The sequence below is a fragment of the Chryseobacterium sp. II3a genome (assembly GCF_057815135.1).
Map to the genome: position 1 here is coordinate 849056 of NZ_JBYPZJ010000001.1, position 17078 is coordinate 866133.

The 17078-nt window shown below is 36.5% G+C and carries 17 protein-coding genes; 13 read left to right on the plus strand and 4 right to left on the minus strand.

Going from position 1 to position 17078, the window contains the following annotated elements:
• Window positions 1-37: 37 nt before the first annotated feature.
• The 3 genes from AC3HD6_RS03800 to AC3HD6_RS03810 all read left to right on the plus strand — a co-directional run bounded on the left by AC3HD6_RS03800 (window position 38) and on the right by AC3HD6_RS03810 (window position 4888).
• Window positions 38-2542, plus strand: coding sequence for a PIG-L family deacetylase (locus AC3HD6_RS03800; protein ID WP_488895144.1), 2505 nt, complete (start codon window positions 38-40; stop codon window positions 2540-2542).
• Between the two features lie 100 nt (window positions 2543-2642).
• Entirely contained in the window at window positions 2643-4334 is a 1692-nt protein-coding gene (locus AC3HD6_RS03805; protein ID WP_488895145.1) for a sodium:solute symporter family protein, read from the plus strand.
• 35 nt (window positions 4335-4369) lie between these two features.
• Entirely contained in the window at window positions 4370-4888 is a 519-nt protein-coding gene (locus AC3HD6_RS03810; protein ID WP_488895146.1) for a DUF2911 domain-containing protein, read from the plus strand.
• Window positions 4889-4980: 92 nt separating this feature from the next.
• Here the strand turns inward: AC3HD6_RS03810 and AC3HD6_RS03815 are convergent, their stop codons facing one another.
• The 4 genes from AC3HD6_RS03815 to AC3HD6_RS03830 form a co-directional block, all read right to left on the minus strand.
• Window positions 4981-6492: a serine hydrolase gene (locus tag AC3HD6_RS03815; RefSeq protein WP_488895147.1), complete on the minus strand. Its 1512-nt coding sequence runs from the start codon at window positions 6490-6492 to the stop codon at window positions 4981-4983.
• Window positions 6493-6728: 236 nt separating this feature from the next.
• Window positions 6729-7550 carry an alpha/beta fold hydrolase gene (locus AC3HD6_RS03820; RefSeq protein ID WP_488895148.1) on the minus strand — a complete coding sequence of 274 codons (822 nt, stop codon included), beginning with the start codon at window positions 7548-7550 and terminating at the stop codon, window positions 6729-6731.
• A 158-nt stretch (window positions 7551-7708) separates the two neighbouring features.
• Window positions 7709-8224 carry a DsbA family protein gene (locus AC3HD6_RS03825; protein WP_488895149.1) on the minus strand — a complete coding sequence of 172 codons (516 nt, stop codon included), beginning with the start codon at window positions 8222-8224 and terminating at the stop codon, window positions 7709-7711.
• Between the two features lies 1 nt (window position 8225).
• Complete coding sequence (locus AC3HD6_RS03830; protein WP_488895150.1) at window positions 8226-8687, minus strand: redoxin domain-containing protein; 462 nt, start codon at window positions 8685-8687, stop codon at window positions 8226-8228.
• Window positions 8688-9179: 492 nt separating this feature from the next.
• Here AC3HD6_RS03830 and AC3HD6_RS03835 point away from each other — a divergent pair, with 492 nt between their 5' ends.
• From AC3HD6_RS03835 to AC3HD6_RS03880, 10 genes are all read left to right on the plus strand, one after another.
• Entirely contained in the window at window positions 9180-10112 is a 933-nt protein-coding gene (locus tag AC3HD6_RS03835) for a ring-cleaving dioxygenase (protein ID WP_488895151.1), read from the plus strand.
• A 129-nt stretch (window positions 10113-10241) separates the two neighbouring features.
• The gene (locus tag AC3HD6_RS03840) at window positions 10242-10538 is read left to right on the plus strand and encodes a GNAT family N-acetyltransferase (protein WP_488895152.1); all 297 of its coding nucleotides are present in this window, start codon (window positions 10242-10244) and stop codon (window positions 10536-10538) included.
• Between the two features lie 43 nt (window positions 10539-10581).
• Window positions 10582-11535: a VOC family protein gene (locus AC3HD6_RS03845; RefSeq protein WP_488895153.1), complete on the plus strand. Its 954-nt coding sequence runs from the start codon at window positions 10582-10584 to the stop codon at window positions 11533-11535.
• 3 nt (window positions 11536-11538) lie between these two features.
• A complete protein-coding gene (locus AC3HD6_RS03850) occupies window positions 11539-12159 on the plus strand; it encodes an alpha/beta hydrolase (RefSeq protein ID WP_488895154.1) in 621 nt (206 codons plus the stop codon).
• A gap of 87 nt (window positions 12160-12246) precedes the next feature.
• Entirely contained in the window at window positions 12247-12594 is a 348-nt protein-coding gene (locus AC3HD6_RS03855; protein WP_488895155.1) for a cupin domain-containing protein, read from the plus strand.
• Between the two features lie 176 nt (window positions 12595-12770).
• Window positions 12771-14381: a Na+/H+ antiporter gene (locus AC3HD6_RS03860; RefSeq protein WP_488895156.1), complete on the plus strand. Its 1611-nt coding sequence runs from the start codon at window positions 12771-12773 to the stop codon at window positions 14379-14381.
• Between the two features lie 130 nt (window positions 14382-14511).
• Window positions 14512-14823 carry a hypothetical protein gene (locus tag AC3HD6_RS03865; protein ID WP_488895157.1) on the plus strand — a complete coding sequence of 104 codons (312 nt, stop codon included), beginning with the start codon at window positions 14512-14514 and terminating at the stop codon, window positions 14821-14823.
• A gap of 9 nt (window positions 14824-14832) precedes the next feature.
• Window positions 14833-15417: a Crp/Fnr family transcriptional regulator gene (locus tag AC3HD6_RS03870; RefSeq protein WP_488895158.1), complete on the plus strand. Its 585-nt coding sequence runs from the start codon at window positions 14833-14835 to the stop codon at window positions 15415-15417.
• A gap of 142 nt (window positions 15418-15559) precedes the next feature.
• Window positions 15560-15952, plus strand: coding sequence for a RidA family protein (locus tag AC3HD6_RS03875; RefSeq protein ID WP_488895159.1), 393 nt, complete (start codon window positions 15560-15562; stop codon window positions 15950-15952).
• Window positions 15953-16058: 106 nt separating this feature from the next.
• Entirely contained in the window at window positions 16059-16934 is an 876-nt protein-coding gene (locus AC3HD6_RS03880) for a pirin family protein (RefSeq protein WP_488895160.1), read from the plus strand.
• Window positions 16935-17078 lie beyond the last annotated feature (144 nt).

Consider the following 17078-nt stretch of genomic DNA (forward strand, 5'->3'; position numbering starts at 1 on the left):
ATGATTTACTTATATTTGTCCTGCAAAGTAAAATTAAATGTTCAAAAAAGTAAGCACTGTATTTATCCTAGGATTTTATACGGTTTTTTGTTCGGCCCAGCAGGTCCGGCCTTCAAAATCATCTGAAATTTACCGCGAACTCAAAACCCTTAAACAGCTGCCTAAAGTTTTGTACCTTGCAGCTCATCCCGATGATGAAAATACGGGATTACTGTCATGGTTAATCAATAACCAAAATGTAGAAACGGGTTATTTGTCTTTAACGAGAGGTGACGGTGGTCAGAATTTATTAGGTACAGAGCAGGGTGCTGCATTGGGGTTAATCAGAACACACGAGCTTTTAGAAGCAAGAAAGTTGGATGGAGCTCAACAGTTTTTTACCCGTGCGATTGATTTCGGGTTCTCTAAAAATACGACCGATACTTTTAAACAATGGAATGCAGACAGCATCACAGCAGATGTAGTTTGGGTCATCCGGAAATTCCGTCCTGATGTGATCATTTGTCGTTTTCCTCCTAATGCGGCGGCAGGCCACGGACAACATGCAGCTTCGGCTGTGGTTGCGGAAAAAGCGTTTAAGCTGGCAGGCGATAAAAATGCTTTTCCGGAACAATTAAAATTTGTCAATGTATGGCAGCCAAAACGTGTATTGTGGAATACTTTCCGCTTTGGAGGAGTTAATACAACGGCTGAAAATCAACTGAAAGTGACCGTTGGGCAATATGATGCACAATTGGGAATGGGCTATGGTGAACTGGCAGGATTAAGCAGAAGTTTACATAAAAGCCAGGGTGCGGGAACGCAGTCTGTAGCCGGAATCAGAACTGAATATTTTGCCCACGTTATTGGCGAGCCTGCAAAAACAACACTTTTTGATGGAGTCACTAAAACCTGGACTTCTCAAGGAAATGCAGACATTGACCAGTCATTAGATACAATTATTTCAACTTTCAATTTCAATAATCCGGACCTTAGTTTGCCTGCTTTGCTTGATTTGCGAAAAAAAATGGTGACGCTGAAAGATGGAGATCAAAAAAAGGATAAACTTCAATCTCTTGATCAAATTATTTTAAGCTGTGCAGGATTTATGGGCGAGGTAGTTACCAATCAACCTGAAGCCGTTGCCGGGGAGCGATACAATTTCAGGTTAAATCTGGTTTCAAGAGCTGAAAGTTCTGTTGTATTAAACAATGTAAAATGGCTAGGTCAGTCAGAAAGCTTTAATAGAAAATTATCAAAAGACTCTTTAATTACCATTGAACATACAATTCAGATTCCTGAAGATGCAGCACTCACAGAGCCTTACTGGCTGGCAAGACCAGCAAAGAATGCAGCCATTTTTTCGGTTCCGGATGAGGCTTTAGTCGGTTTGCCTGAAGCAGAATCCCCACTGAATGTTTGGGTTGGTTTAAAAATCGGTTCGGAAGATTTTCAGGTTAAACTTCCTTTATCTTTCAAGAAATTAGATCCGGTGCGTGGTGATGTAGTAGAAGCCTTACGTATTGTTCCTGCATTGGAACTAAAATTTACACAACCATTGTATGTGGCTAAAGAAAATGAAGATTTACATTTGAGTTTTAATATTAAAGCTAATTCTAACAAGAAGTTCAATAAAGGAGTTCTAAATCTTATGTATAATGGAGAGCGATTAGATGGTACTGATGTAAATTCCCTCAATGGAAAAGATACTACCATCGATTACGTTATTACAAAAACTAAGCTTGCCGGAATACACTCGTCTCGTTTGCAGTTGGATGCCAATTTTGTGGCGGATGGGATCACTTATAATAAAAAACAAATACTAATTCAGTATCCGCATTTGCCTTCCCTACAATATTTTACACCTGCAACAGTAACTGTAATGAAGGGGGATATTCAGACGAAGGTTAAAAAAGTGGGGTATATAGAAGGTGCGGGCGATTTCATTCCTGAGTTTTTACGCATTGCAGGTATTCAGGTAGATGTCCTGAAAGATGAGGACTTTTATGGAAACCTAAATGAATCTGGAGGAAATGGCAGCCAAAATAAGCTATCACAATATGATGCCATCATACTTGGTGTTCGTGCCAATAACACAGAGAAGAAGTTGGGTCGCTGGATGCCTTTCTTGTGGTCTTATACAAAAGCTGGTGGTAATCTGGTAATGCAATACAACACCAATCAGGATACCACCGTTGATCAATTGGGAATGTACAATTTCAGCATTGCCAATAAAAGGGTTACTGAAGAAAATGCTGCGGTTACATTGTTAAATCCAAATCATAAACTACTGAACTTTCCGAACAAAATTACAACAGATGATTTTAAAGGCTGGGTACAGGAGCGTGGTGCTTATTTCCCTGCTCAATGGGATGCCGCGTATGAACCGCTTTTTGAAATGCACGATACGGATGAAGAACCTTTGAAGGGATCAACTTTATATGCCAAATACGGAAAGGGTAATTTTATTTATACTCCGTTGTCGTTTTTCAGGCAGCTGCCTGCAGGAAATGTTGGCGCGGCACGTTTATTTTTAAACTTTTTATCTGCACAAAAAAACTGATGAACAAGCAACTTAAAAATTGGAATATCTGGTACATACTATTAGCCGTTGCATTAGTATTGCAGATCGTATTTTATTATTGGTTTACTAAATTCTGGGCATGAGTACTATAGATTGGATAGTTTTGATTTTTACACTTGTTGTAGTGGTGGTTTATGGTGTATTGATCGGTCGTGGCCAAAAAAGCAACGAATCCTACCTGAAAGCAGATAATAAAATGCCCTGGTACATTGTTCTTTTAGGGATAATGGCTACCCAGGCTAGTGCCATTACATTTCTTTCAGCACCGGGCCAGGCGTATACGGACGGAATGCGTTTCGTGCAGTATTATTTTGGCCTGCCTTTGGCGATGATTGTGATCTGTATTACTTTCATTCCGATTTTTCAGCGCTTAAATGTTTACACGGCCTATGAATATTTAGAAAATCGTTTTGATAAGAAAACAAGAGTGCTTACTTCGCTGCTTTTTCTTTTTTCCAGAGGATTATCAACAGGGATCAGTATTTACGCTCCGAGTATTATTTTATCAAGCGTTTTAAACTGGAATATTTATTTAACGAATGTCTTAACAGGGGGAATTCTTTTGATCTACACCTATGTTGGCGGTGCCAAAGCAATCGCTCATACCCAAAAGCTGCAGTTTCTTATTATTCTTGGAACAATGGCTTTTGCAGGATATTTATTAATTCAGAATATGCCGAATGGAATTGGTTTTACCGATGCACTTTACCTGGCAGGAAAATCAGGAAAGCTGAATGTCATCACCACAGAATTTGATTGGAAAGACAAATACAATATCTGGAGCGGATTAATCGGTGGTTTTTTTCTGGCATTGTCTTACTTTGGTACAGACCAGAGCCAGGTGGGGAGATATATTACTGCGAAAGACAATACCAATGCAAAAATGGGGCTGCTGCTGAATGGATTGGTTAAGATTCCGATGCAGTTTGCGATTCTCCTGATTGGTGCTTTACTTTTCGCTTTCTTTTCTCTAAAACCAGCTCCAATTTATTTTAACGAACGTTCTTATCAGCATTTAAAAGAAACAAAACCTGAACAGGCAGCGACTTTTGAAAAAGAACACGAGGATTTACAACTCAAATTTAATGCAGAATCAAAAGAAATTTTAAAATTAAAAGAAACTGATTCTCCCGAGCTTAATAAAACAATTCAGGATTTTAAGAATACACAAACCGAGGTAAAAGCACTTCACAGCAGGGTAGAGGATGCGATTAATAATTCAAACTATAATGCGGAGAAAACGGATACCAATTACATTTTCTTGTATTTCGTAAAAAATACTCTGCCTGTAGGAATGATCGGGTTACTGTTTGCTGTCATTTTTCTGGCCAGCTGGGGTTCCATTTCTGCAGCACTGAATTCCCTTGCTGCATGCTCACTAAAAGATGTTCATCTGATATTTAAAAAAGAAATTCCGGATGATGCCACTGAATTGAAATATAGCCGTCTGCATACTTTAGCCTGGGGGATTTTCTCAATTGGTGTTGCCATGTTTGCCACGCAGATGGGGTCTCTTATTGAAGCCGTGAATGTATTAGGGTCCCTTTTCTATGGTCCAATATTGGGGATTTTTCTTGTTGCATTTTACTATAAGAAAATCAACGGGTCCAATGTATTTATTGCGGCCATTTTATCAGAAATTACAGTGATTGCGGTTTATCAGTTTGATATTGTTTCTTTCCTATGGCTTAATGTTATAGGGGCGGCAGCAGTTATTATATTTTCTGCAATTGGTGTATTGTTTTATAAGCCGAAAGAAGTAAATTCGTAAACGAACAATAATAAAAACAAATAAATAAAAATAGTATGAAAACAATGATTAAATCTGTTACCGTAGTGATGGCTGCCATGACCATTTCCGTAAATGCTTTTGCTCAGGAGGCTAAAAAACCTGCCAGCCCTCCGGCTACTGCAACGGGAAAAATTAAAGATGCAACCATTACCATTGCTTATAGCAGCCCATCTGTTAAAGGACGTACCATCTGGGGAGGTTTAGAAGCTTATGATAAAGTTTGGCGTGCAGGAGCTAATGAAGCAACCACTTTTGAAACAGATAAAGACATTACCGTTCAGGGGAAAAAATTGGCTAAAGGTAAATATAGCTTTTTCTTAATTCCTAAAGAAAGCGGAACATGGACTGCGATTTTTAACAAAGAACCAAAACAATGGGGTGCCTATAAATACGAAGAAGCTAAAGATGCCTTACGTGTAGATGTAAAAACAAAAGCTTTACCAGCAACACAGGAAACTTTAGTGTATAAAATAAACAGCAATGGATTCACAATGGATTGGGATAAAATCTCAGTTCCTGTAGAGATAAAATAAAATAGAAAATCCCGGCTTAACCGGGATTTTTTTTGTTTATAATTCTGATATTTATCAAGAATATTTTTCAACTAAATAGTAAAAAGTATAATTTATTTTTGAGTAGCCAAAAGCTGGTTTATTTTCAAAATCATTTCCTTCGCATTCTGATTCGTGGGATCAAGTTCTAATGATTTCTGATAATCTCTTTTTGATAATACATATTCTTTTTTGTTAAAATAAGCTTCACCACGACTATCATACACATTCCCTGACGTTGGAAACTCACTGACATTTAAGTTAAAAATCTTAAGTGCTGGATCTGATTGATTATCTCTTAGAAACTCGTAGCCCAGTTCGTTGAGTTCATTTTCATTGGAGAAGTTGTAGTCATTGGGATTACTCTTTTTGAGTTCCTGGTACAATGCAAGTCCTTTGTCAATATTTTTTAAACATTCTTTTCTAATGGTTAAGGCAATGGATTCTTTTTGAGGCTCAATAGGATAATTTTTCCATTGGTTCAAACTGGCAATACTCAGAAGAATTTCATCAATGAGTTTAAAATTATTACCGTTAGTCATTACAACCAGACCGTTTCCGTCTTCGATACTTCCAATATAATAACATACAAAACCTTCATTCCCACCACTATGTCCGAAATATTTTGTGCCTTTGAAATCATTCAGAAACACACCGTAATTATTTTCAATTCTCTTTACAGACATTTCCTTTGATAAAACTTTATTCGATTTACCTGCTAATGACAACTGGGTTTCGATGATATATTTTGAAAGATCATTTGGGTTGGTCCATAAACCGGCTGCTGCTTTTTCAGGATAAATATGATATTTACCTTTTACTTCTTTTCCGTTATTATAAGCCGTTGCAAGTAATTTTCCCTTATCTGAAGAAGGCGGTTGATTATAAGAGCTTTCGCTCATTCCTAATGGTGTCAAAATATTTCTCAACATATAATCTTCATACTTTTCTCCTGTAGTATTTTCAAGAATTAATTGTGAAATGGTTGTTCCGCCACCTGAATACTGAAATTTAAGACTAGGCTCAAACACAGACCGAACCGCAGGAGAATTGGCTGGTTTTTGTCCATTGAGAATTTGTATTATGGTAGGTAATTCTTTCCCTTTTTGATAGCCTCCGAAACCATGAACAGACAAACCTGCTTTATGGCTCAACAGATTTGCAAGAGAAATTTTTTTACCTTTTGAAACTGAATCGTATGGGAATTTCCAGGTCTTTAAATAATTATTGATATCATCGTCCAAACCTAATTTTCCTTGTTCAACTAATTGTAAAAGACCGAGACTGTTGATAGACTTGCTGATAGATGCGGCCTGAAATAGTGTTTTCTGGGTTGCTTTTCTGTTTTCAGCAACATCCGCATAGCCATAAGCTTTTGTCCATTCTATCTTATAATCTTTTATGACTGCAATGCTTACCGCATTCATATTGTAGAAAGCCATTCTTTCTTTTAGCGTCCATTTTTTTGTTTTCGATGTATCCCAACTGAGCAGATTGTTTTCCAATGATTTTATTTTATTCTTAACATCTTGGGCAAAGACATTCAATGATAAAGAAAGTAGTAGGATGAGATGTATTTTTTTCATTTAGAAATATTAATTGATTTGTATTTAATAAGACAGTTAAGAAAAGGATATTATTACATTTTGCACCTGTTTTACTTCCCCGTTTCGTTCCATCAATACTTATTGCTTTTTGATAACCATCCAATGCTCAATCATATTGCTGATTGGTATAATAAGCTTCTCCCAACATCGAATAGATTATTTTGTCTCATAAAAAAGGGGAATCGTTTTCGATTCCCCTTTTTCGTATTCCTTTATTAAGCCTCAATAAACTCCAAAAGATCTTTATTAATCGTTTCGTGCTCCGTAGTAGGCATTCCGTGAGGAAAACCTGGATAGGTAATTAGTTTTCCGTTTTTCAAAAGTTTCGCAGATTTTATAGCAGAATTTTCGATCGGAACAATCTGATCATCTTCACCGTGAAGAACCAGAACAGGAATATCCACCGCTTTCAGATCTTCAGTGAAATCCGTTTCAGAAAATGCTTTGATTCCGTCATAATGAGCTACAATACCACCCATCATTCCTTGTCTCCACCAGTTTCTTTGTACACCGTCTTTTACATTGGCACCTTCTCTGTTATAACCGTAGAAAGGGAAAGTTAAATCAAAATAGAACTGGTTTCTATTGTTCAGCGTCTGCTCTCTGATGTTATCGAAAACTTCCATTGGAACCCCATCAGGATTATTTTCACTTTTTACCATTACTGGTGGAACGGCACTGATTAAAACTGCTTTTTTCGCTCTTCCGTTAGAATATTTGTTAACATAGCGGATAACTTCACCACCTCCTGTTGAATGACCGATGTGAACTACGTCTTTCAAATCCAGGAATTCAACCAGCTCTGCTGCATCAGAAGCATATTGCTCAATAGTGTGGTTATAAATATTCTGGCTGGAACGACCGTGGCCCCTTCTGTCATGCGAAATCACTCTGTAACCTCTTTGAAGAAAAAAGATGACCTGTGCATCCCAATCGTCTGATGATAACGGCCAACCGTGGTGGAACATCAATACTGGTCCTTCTCCTTGGTCTTTGTAAAAAATCTCTGTTCCGTCTTTTAATTTTAATGTACTCATAATAATATTTTTTTAAATTTATTTATTGTTTAATAGTTGTTGTCTTAATTCTTTAGCAAATGTAGGGCAGTAAATCCGGATAGAAATTAATCTAGTTTAATTTCGTACATTTTGATGAAATTTTTTATTTGGATAGAATATACTTCTTTCTATACCAATCATTTTATGTTCTCCTTTAGCAGCTCAAGCAAATCTTCTGCACTACCGTCGAACTTATTTCCGTTCACAAAAAATGAAGGGGTTCCATTTACTCCACTCATTACCCCGCTTTCAAAATCCAAATCAACCTTATCAGCTAAGTCCGGATTTCTTAAATCTTTTTCAAACTGCGGGATATTCAGTCTCAATTGTTCAGCCAAAGTCATCAGAAAGCTCTCATTGAGATGTTGTTGATTTTCATAAATAGCATCATGCATTTCCCAGAATTTCCCCTGGAGATTGGCGGCTTCTGCTGCAATGGCAGAAGGTCTTGCATATTGATGCATTTCCGATAAAGGAAAGTTCCTGAAAACAAACTTTACCCCACCTCCGAATTCCCGCATTAATTCTTTCAAAACGGGATAAGCTGCTCCGCAATACGGACATTGATAATCACCATATTCTACAATCACAAGGTTGGCATTATCATTACCCTGGATGTGATCATTTTTATTGACTGTTGGTTTTAATGACATATTATTTTGTATTAAGTGTTTCTAAAGCCTCTAATATTCCATCTGCTCCTGGATTGATGGCAGTAGGGGATAGATAACTCCATTCTATGATGCCTTCTTTATTGATGACAAACAAAGCCCTTTTGCATTCTCCTTCTTCATCATCATAAACACCATATTTTTTAGAGACTTCTCCTTTAGGTTCAAAATCTGCCAGCAATGGAAAGTGTAAGTTTCGGTTTTGTGTAAAGGCAAGATGACACCATTTGCTGTCCACGGAGATTCCGAATATTTCTGCATCATATTTTTTGAAGAATTTTAGCGTTTCATTGTACAACGCCATTTGGTCACTGCAAACCGGACTCCAGTCTGCGGGATAAAAAGCTAAGATTACATTTCTGCCTTTAAATTCAGATAAAGTGATTTTCTGATCTGGCGTTGCAAACAATGTAAAATCGGGAGCAACAGTGTCTTTTTGTAACATAATATTTAATGTTTTAGGTTATTGAACTGGAAATTAATCTACTACAAGTTAACAATAAAATGGCATGCAAAATCAAAATCCAGTTTACCAATACATTAATTAAGAGAGAATCTATTGCAATATCAGACAAAAATCCTATCCACAAAAGCAATAAATAAATTGCGTGGGTTTTAGACTCTTTCTTCTCATTTTATTATTATTCATTGTAAAGATAGAGCAGGAAACAAAAGTCTTAAAAGAGGTAGAAGTACCAACGGAATCAATGATGACAAAGGATAAATGACACATAGGGAAATAAAGCCAGATTATATTTTATAATTATCATTTTTTCGAAAGAGTGGACTGGCTTTTCAATCAGTTTTTGAATCATTGAATTCGGTATTGAGGGAATTTTATCCGGATCTGATTAAAAACGCATTTATTAAACTAGTTAAATGTCCAGCATTTTTCGTCGCTATAAATTTGTCATATCAAAATCAAACAATCAACAAAATGGAAAATAGAATATTAGGACTGCACCATATTACTGCGATTGCAGACAATGCAAATAGAAATTTAGCTTTTTATACTCAGGTTTTAGGATTAAGATTGGTAAAGAAAACAGTAAACTTTGATGATCCCGGAACCTATCACTTTTATTTTGGAAATGAAACAGGAACACCAGGAACGATTCTGACTTTCTTTCCTTGGGAAGGAATTGGAAAAGGAAGCAACGGATCAGGTTTGGCAACACATATCGGATATTCAGTCCCAAAAGGAAGTTTAGAGTTCTGGAAAAACAGATTGCAACAATTTAATGTGAATGTTGAAGAAGGTGAAATTTTTGGAGAAAAATTGATTTCATTTCAGGATCCGGATGGTTTACAATTGCAGTTCATAGAATCTTCAACGCCGGATGACAGAAGAGTTTGGACAACTGATGATATCAAAGATGAAAATGCTTTGAAAGGTTTCCATAACATCACTCTAACGTTGAAGAAAGCAGATCCTACTATTAAAGTATTGACGGATATTTTCGGATACGATTTACAAAAACAAGAAGGCGCGAGATATAGATTGGCAACTGATGCCATTGAAACAGCTAATCTTGTTGATATTATGGAAAATGATAAGATCCAGACAGGAAAAAATGCGGCAGGAACCAACCATCACGTTGCTTTCAGGGTGAAAAATGACCAGATTTTAATGGAATTTCGTGAGAAAGTAATGTCTGCAGGGTTGAATATCACTCCGAAAATTGATAGAGATTATTTTTACTCATTGTATTTCCGCGAACCTGGGGGTGTTTTATTTGAAATTGCAACTGATAATCCTGGATTCACTGTGGATGAACCTTTGAACGAATTGGGAACCAATTTGAAACTTCCAAAACAGCATGAGCCAATACGTGAAAGAATAGAAGAAGTGTTGCCGAAGTTATCATAGATCATTACCCAAGTGTCACAGCCTTCATAATTTAGCAATAAGCAATAAGCAATAAGCAATAAGCAATAAGCAATAAGCAATAAGCAATAAGCAATAAGCAATAAGCAATAAGCAATAAGCAATAATAGTATGGAAACAACAAAAGTAGTTCTGGGAAATGTAAGAGGAGAAATTCAGCTTTTCTCAGACGATAAAAAAGCAGGTAAAATGGATATTTCAGTCATTAAAAATAAACTAACGGTGTATCATACCGAAGTGGATGATGAATATGCAGGAAACGGTTTTGCAAAATTATTATTAAATCAATTGGTTTCTTATGCCAGAGAAAATGATCTGAAAATCGTTCCACTATGTCCGTATGTTCATGCGCAGTTCAAACGTCATCCGGAAGAATATAACGATGTTTGGTTTAAGGAAGAAGTTTAAAAACCAATAACCAGCAATTCAAACAACAACAAAATCAACAATTATGTCACTTATCACAGGACTTCATCACGTTACAGCCATCACAGGCGAAACTCAGGAAAATATAGATTTTTATACCGGGGTTTTGGGACTTCGATTGGTAAAAACGACCGTTAACTTTGATTATTCTGAGGTTTACCATTTCTACTTCGGAGACGAATTCGGAACTCCGGGAACCATTATGACGACTTTTCCCTATGGAAAAGGGCTCGTGAACGGGAGACATGGCAAAGGAATGTTGAATACGACAGCTTTTTCAATTTCGATGGATGCATTGGAGTATTGGACGAACCGTTTGGAGCAGTTTAATATCCCTTTCAAACAGCCTCAACAAAGATTCTCGGGGGAAGCCTTTATTTATCTGGAAGATTTTGACGGATTGGGTCTGGAACTGGTTTTCAATGATAAAGATGACAGAAAAGGTTATGATAATGGATTTATTCCAAAAGATTATGCCATCAAAGGAATCCATCATGTCGAAATCTGGCTGGATGCCTATGAAAGAACGGCAGCTCTTCTAACCACTCAGATGGACCATCAATTAATTGCTGAAAGTTCAGATAGATTCAGATTCGGAACAGAAGATAAGCCCGGGAAATATATAGATTTGCTGTGCACACCAAACGCTCTGAAAGGTCTTGCAGGAAGGGGAACGGTGCATCACGTGGCTTTTGCAACACCTAATGCCGAAACTCAGCTTGAAATGATTGAAAAATTAAATCAATTCGGATTGGAACATACTGAAGTGAAAGACAGGAAATACTTCACTTCCGTCTATTTCAAAGAACCGGGTGGTGTTTTATTTGAAATCGCAACTTCAGGTCCCGGGTTTGATGTGGATGAGGAATGGATATCTTTGGGAGAACATTTGAGTTTACCGTCACAGTTTGAAGAGCAAAGAGAACATTTGGTTGAGGTTTTACCTCAGTTTAATTATCCGACAGAAAAATACATATAAAAAATGAGTCATATTTTAGATATAAAAACAAGTGGGAAATCATTGAATGAAGCTGAAAAGGTTTTAATAATGATCCATGGAAGAGGCGGAAGTGCGCAGGATATTTTGAGCCTGTCACAACATTTGAATGTAGAAGCTTATGCCTTATTAGCGCCACAGGCTACGAACGGAACTTGGTATCCTTTTTCATTTATTGCGCCAACTGAACAAAACGAACCTTGGTTGTCATCAGCGATTGATATTGTCGACAATACAGTTCAAACTGCTTTGGATGCAGGAATTAAAGCTGAAAATATTTATTTTTTCGGATTTTCACAGGGTGCTTGTTTGACATTAGAGTTTTTAGCAAGAAATGCTCAGAAGTTTGGTGGAGCAGTTGCCATTATCGGAGGCGTCATTGGTGATACAATCAATCGTGAAAATTACAAGGGCGATTTTGCACAAACGCCGGTTTTCCTGGGAACCAGCAATCCTGATTTCCACGTTCCGGTTGAAAGAGTATATGCAACAGCCAATATTTTAAAGGAAATGAATGCTGATGTAACTGAAAAAGTATATGCTAATTTCGGACATTCTATCAACCAGGAAGAAATTGAATGGGCAAATTCGATTGTTTTCAAATAATTTTTAAATACAAATAGTCATCAATATTTTCACAATAAACACTATTTGAATTCAGTAGAAACGGGCTTTAGCCAAAACTTAGAGACAATGAAAGTTACAAGAATCTTTAGTGACCAAATCGGCGAATCTCACTTTGAAGATATCGAAATTCCTTTATTCAATAAGGGCGAAATTGGATTTTTATCAGACGATATTTCTGTTAAAAAATTACAATTCAGAAAAGTTGCTGCCGATTATGATTACGATTTTCATCACGCTCCTCAGAAACAGTATATTGTTTTGTTGGACGGAGGAGTACAGATTGAAACTTCGTTAGGGGATATTCGACAGTTTCAAACCGGAGAAATTCTTTTGGTAGAAGATATTTTAGGAAAAGGCCACAAAACCAAAAATCTTGAAAGCAAGGAAAGAACTTCAATTTTTATTCATTTGTAAAAAGTAAAAAGTAATTTTGCTAAGCATCTAGCATCTAGCATCTAGCATCTAGCATCTAGCATCTAGCATCTAGCATCTAGCATCTAGCATCTAGCATCTAGCATCTAGCATCTAGCATCTAGCATCTAGCATCTAGCATCTAGCATCTAGCATCTGACATCCAACAAATAAAAACTATGCACGAACAACTCCTTTTAATTCTCGGACTTTTAATTGTCGTAATGCTTCTGGTGATGCTGGCACAGCGCATCAGAATTGCTTATCCTATATTTTTGGTATTGGCAGGTTTGGGAATTAGTTTGATTCCGGGAGTTCCCGTTTTAAAACTGGATCCCGATATTATTTTCTTGATTTTCCTGCCGCCGTTATTGTACGAAGCTGCTTGGTATACCTCATGGAACGATTTCTGGAAATGGAAACGTACTATCGGATTATTAGCTTTCGGTTTGGTTTTTCTTACCTCTATTGTAGTAGCGTTTGCATCGCAGGCTTTAATTCCTGGTTTTACATTAGCAATGGGCTTTTTATTAGGTGGAATTGTTTCTCCTCCCGACGCCATTGCGGCAACAACAGTTTTAAAAGGTCTGAAAGTTCCAAAACGTACCATTGCAATGCTGGAAGGCGAAAGTCTGATCAACGATGCATCATCACTTATCGTTTTCAGATTTGCTTTGGCAGCCGTAATGACGGGAGTTTTTTCCATGCAGGAAGCAACGGGGCAGTTCTTTTTAGTAGCAGGAATGGGTGTTGTGGTAGGAATTGCAGGAGCACATGTTTTCTATGCTATTCATCGGTTTCTGCCTACAACTCCGGCGATTGATGCGGCATTGACGGTGGTCACACCTTATGTCTTATTTCTGGCTGCAGAACATTTTCACTATTCTGGAGTGATGGCTGTAGTGAGTGGTGGGTTATTTATGTCATTCCGTTCGCACGAAATTTTCAAAACAGGAATGACGAGAATCAATATGACAGGGGTTTGGAATACTTTGATTTTCGTAATGAATGCGCTGGTTTTTGTATTGATTGGTTTGGAGCTTCCTGATATCATAAATGGTCTTGGCGAAACTTCTGTAATGGAAGGCATTAAATATGGTTTAATCATCAGTTTAATTGTCATTGTAGTACGCCTTTTATGGATTTATCCTGTCGCACACGTTCCGAGATGGCTGAGTAAAAATGTGAGGAAAGACCCAAGTCCGGGATGGAAAAATCCTCTGATTATCGGTTGGGCAGGAATGCGTGGTGTGGTTTCATTAGCAACAGCTTTATCGATTCCTGTAATGATGAATAGTGAGACGGCTTTTCCCATGAGGAATCTTATTATTTTTATAACATTTGTGGTTATTTTTGTGACATTGGTTTTTCAGGGTTTAACGCTTCCCTTGATTATTAAACTGACAAAAATCGGTGAAATTGATCCTGTACTTCCACCTCACGAACAACAGGCGAGTATTCAAATCAGATTGGATAATCTTGCCGTGTCCAGATTGAACGAAAAATATCAGTCTAACCTGGAAACAAATAGTTTGGTAGAGAATTTTAAAAATACAATTGAAAACGATATTATACAGCAGCAAAGTCATCTGGAATCATTGGAAATGTGTACTAACAGGCGTAACGACCTTAATGAGTATCACGAAATTATGCTTGATATTTTTGCCTTGCAACGAAAAGAATTGTTTAAAATTAAGCGTGAAAAAGAATTCAGTGATGATGAAATCAGAAAGGCAGAATCCCAATTGGATCTGAATGAACTAAAGATTACAGGTAACAAACATTTGTAATATAGGTAATATATCTAGCCCCGATAGTAACGACATCCTTTTTTTGCAGATGAATATGTGGGTGGAAAAAAGATATAGTGAATAGCGGGATTGAGCTCCTAAAAAATAAATTCTATACAACAATTAAAAGATGAAAACATTAAATTTTTTAGTGATTGGAAAAAATCAGGAAATTCTTGAAACATTAAAAAGGATCATCGAAAATAATGCGGGTTGGAAAGCGGAAATCAGAAGTGACGAAACCATTTGCCCAGATTATATCAAAGAAAATGAGGTAGATATTGTTTTGCTAAGCTCAGGATTGGAGGAAGAATTTGAAAATGAAATCAAAATTTTTTGTAAAAATCTGGATAAGGATGTGAAAGTAATAGACCACTACGGCGGAGGAAGCGGGCTTCTGAAGAATGAAGTTTACACACTTTTTCCTAATTTGCAGCCGTAAAATAAATTTATGTTTCAAAATATCATCAAAAACATCTCACGATTTGTAATTTTAACACCTGAAGAGGAAAAGATTTATGAAGATTTACTAATACTTCAAAAGTTCCCGAAGAAAACACATCTTCTGCGCGTAGGAGAAATTTGCCAGTTCGAGGGTTTTATTAAAGAAGGTTGTGTACGAACGTATTATCTCGATGAAAATGGTTTTGAAGTAACACTTCTGTTCGCTGTTGAAGATTGGTGGATTACTGATATTGATTCTTTTAATAACAAAACGCCTTCGAAGATTTTTATTGAAACCCTAGAAGATACCGAAATCTATATGCTGACTCCGGAAACAAAAGAGGAACTGCTGCAAAAAGTTCCCAAGTTTGAAAGAGCTTTCCGACTGATGATGCAGCGTTATGTGGTAACACTTCAAAACCGTTTGGTGAATACAATTTCCCAACCTGCAACAGATCGTTATTTGGAATTTATAAGAGTCTATCCTACAATTCCGCAGCGGGTAGCGCAATATTATATTGCATCTTATCTTGGTGTTTCAAAGGAGTTTGTAAGTACAATTAGGAAACGTTTAGCGAATAAGCAGAAATAAATAAATCCATATAAAATTATAATATGCCGAATATGAAAATATTGGGCATTTTTTTTTGCTGCAAGTAATTTATTAAACTAGTTAAATGTGCAGTAATCTTCATTGCGATACTTTTGTTTTTATTAATTTAAATCAAAGAAAAATGTTAAAGCAAAATAAAATAGCAGAAGGCTTCGGAATGCCTTGGGAAGATATTTACGGATACTCACAAGCAATAAAAAAAGGAAACACAGTTTGGATTTCAGGCCAGTTGGGACACAATGAAAAAGGTGATTTAGTTACTGGAATGGATGCACAGATGAAACAAACTTATAGGAATATCAAAGACTTACTAGCAAGATTTGATATGACGATGGAAAACGTTGTAGAAGAAGTTATCTATGCAATGGATATGGCAACGGCATTTGAAGCAAGAAAAAACTTCAAAACAGAATTTTACAATAATCCTAAAGCTGTAGCAAGTACGATGGTTGGCGTGAGCGGACTTGCATTGCCCGGACAGCTTGTTGAAATTAAAATTATTGCAACCGAATAAGTTTATATTTTAATTTTTGCAGATACTGATTTATTAAACTAGTTAAATGTACAAGATCTTTCAGTGCTCTAAATTTGCTGTATCAAAAAGAAAAATAACACCAGATATGGATAGAAAAGATTTTTTAAAGAAAGGATTATTGGGAACAGGAATGTTTGTAGCATCGGCCTCACTTGGCAATACAATGAAAAATGAGATTGATGAAATTGAACCCTTAGAACCAATCGGATACAATCATCTCCCAAATACAGATTCAAAGATTAAAGACAATTCTGTGTTCCACAAAGCAGATTCCAGAGGGAAAGCTGACCACGGCTGGTTGGTGAGTAATCATACATTCAGTTTTGCAAATTACCACAATCCTGAAAGGATGCATTTCGGAGTTTTAAGAGTACTAAATGACGATAAAGTAGAGGCAGGAAGAGGTTTCGGAACGCATCCTCATGACAATATGGAAATTATCAGTATCCCGTTGGAAGGTGATTTGGAGCATAAAGACAGTATGGGAAATTCAGCTATTATCAAAAGTGGAGATATCCAGGTAATGAGCGCAGGAAAAGGTATTATGCACAGTGAATTCAATAAAAATAATGACAGTCTGGTAAAGTTTCTTCAAATCTGGATTTATCCCAACAAAAGAAATGTAACGCCAAGATATGATCAGATTACGTTAGATAAAACAAAAGGTAAGAACAGATTTCAACAGATTCTTTCTCCAAATGCTGATGACGAAGGGGTTTGGATTCATCAGGATGCCTGGTTTCATTTAGGGAGTTTTGAAAATAATATTGACACCAATTATCAGATTAAGAAAAATGCAAATGGTGTTTATGCTTTTATTCTGAAAGGAAGTGCAGAAATTGAAGGCCAAAAACTGGAAAAAAGAGATGGCTTCGGAGTTTGGAATATTTCCGATTTGAACATCAAATCAACTTCAGAAAATACAGAGATTTTATTGATGGAAGTTCCGATGATGATGTAGGTGAAAAATTAAACAATCACTTTTTTTTAAGTGAAATATTTTAAAATATTTAGGCTTGGATTTAATATCTAAGCCTATTTTTTTGCTGAAATTAAATTGATGTCTTGATTGTTTTAATATGTAAATATTTGTATAGTAGGTGTT

What these genes read in the sequence shown, in the direction of transcription:
- AC3HD6_RS03800 (WP_488895144.1), top strand. Translation starts at nt 38, where the DNA reads ATGTTCAAAAAAGTAAGCACTGTATTTATCCTAGGATTTTATACGGTT.
- AC3HD6_RS03805 (WP_488895145.1), top strand. Translation starts at nt 2,643, where the DNA reads ATGAGTACTATAGATTGGATAGTTTTGATTTTTACACTTGTTGTAGTG.
- AC3HD6_RS03810 (WP_488895146.1), top strand. Translation starts at nt 4,370, where the DNA reads ATGAAAACAATGATTAAATCTGTTACCGTAGTGATGGCTGCCATGACC.
- AC3HD6_RS03815 (WP_488895147.1), bottom strand. Translation starts at nt 6,492, where the DNA reads ATGAAAAAAATACATCTCATCCTACTACTTTCTTTATCATTGAATGTC.
- AC3HD6_RS03820 (WP_488895148.1), bottom strand. Translation starts at nt 7,550, where the DNA reads ATGAGTACATTAAAATTAAAAGACGGAACAGAGATTTTTTACAAAGAC.
- AC3HD6_RS03825 (WP_488895149.1), bottom strand. Translation starts at nt 8,224, where the DNA reads ATGTCATTAAAACCAACAGTCAATAAAAATGATCACATCCAGGGTAAT.
- AC3HD6_RS03830 (WP_488895150.1), bottom strand. Translation starts at nt 8,687, where the DNA reads ATGTTACAAAAAGACACTGTTGCTCCCGATTTTACATTGTTTGCAACG.
- AC3HD6_RS03835 (WP_488895151.1), top strand. Translation starts at nt 9,180, where the DNA reads ATGGAAAATAGAATATTAGGACTGCACCATATTACTGCGATTGCAGAC.
- AC3HD6_RS03840 (WP_488895152.1), top strand. Translation starts at nt 10,242, where the DNA reads ATGGAAACAACAAAAGTAGTTCTGGGAAATGTAAGAGGAGAAATTCAG.
- AC3HD6_RS03845 (WP_488895153.1), top strand. Translation starts at nt 10,582, where the DNA reads ATGTCACTTATCACAGGACTTCATCACGTTACAGCCATCACAGGCGAA.
- AC3HD6_RS03850 (WP_488895154.1), top strand. Translation starts at nt 11,539, where the DNA reads ATGAGTCATATTTTAGATATAAAAACAAGTGGGAAATCATTGAATGAA.
- AC3HD6_RS03855 (WP_488895155.1), top strand. Translation starts at nt 12,247, where the DNA reads ATGAAAGTTACAAGAATCTTTAGTGACCAAATCGGCGAATCTCACTTT.
- AC3HD6_RS03860 (WP_488895156.1), top strand. Translation starts at nt 12,771, where the DNA reads ATGCACGAACAACTCCTTTTAATTCTCGGACTTTTAATTGTCGTAATG.
- AC3HD6_RS03865 (WP_488895157.1), top strand. Translation starts at nt 14,512, where the DNA reads ATGAAAACATTAAATTTTTTAGTGATTGGAAAAAATCAGGAAATTCTT.
- AC3HD6_RS03870 (WP_488895158.1), top strand. Translation starts at nt 14,833, where the DNA reads ATGTTTCAAAATATCATCAAAAACATCTCACGATTTGTAATTTTAACA.
- AC3HD6_RS03875 (WP_488895159.1), top strand. Translation starts at nt 15,560, where the DNA reads ATGTTAAAGCAAAATAAAATAGCAGAAGGCTTCGGAATGCCTTGGGAA.
- AC3HD6_RS03880 (WP_488895160.1), top strand. Translation starts at nt 16,059, where the DNA reads ATGGATAGAAAAGATTTTTTAAAGAAAGGATTATTGGGAACAGGAATG.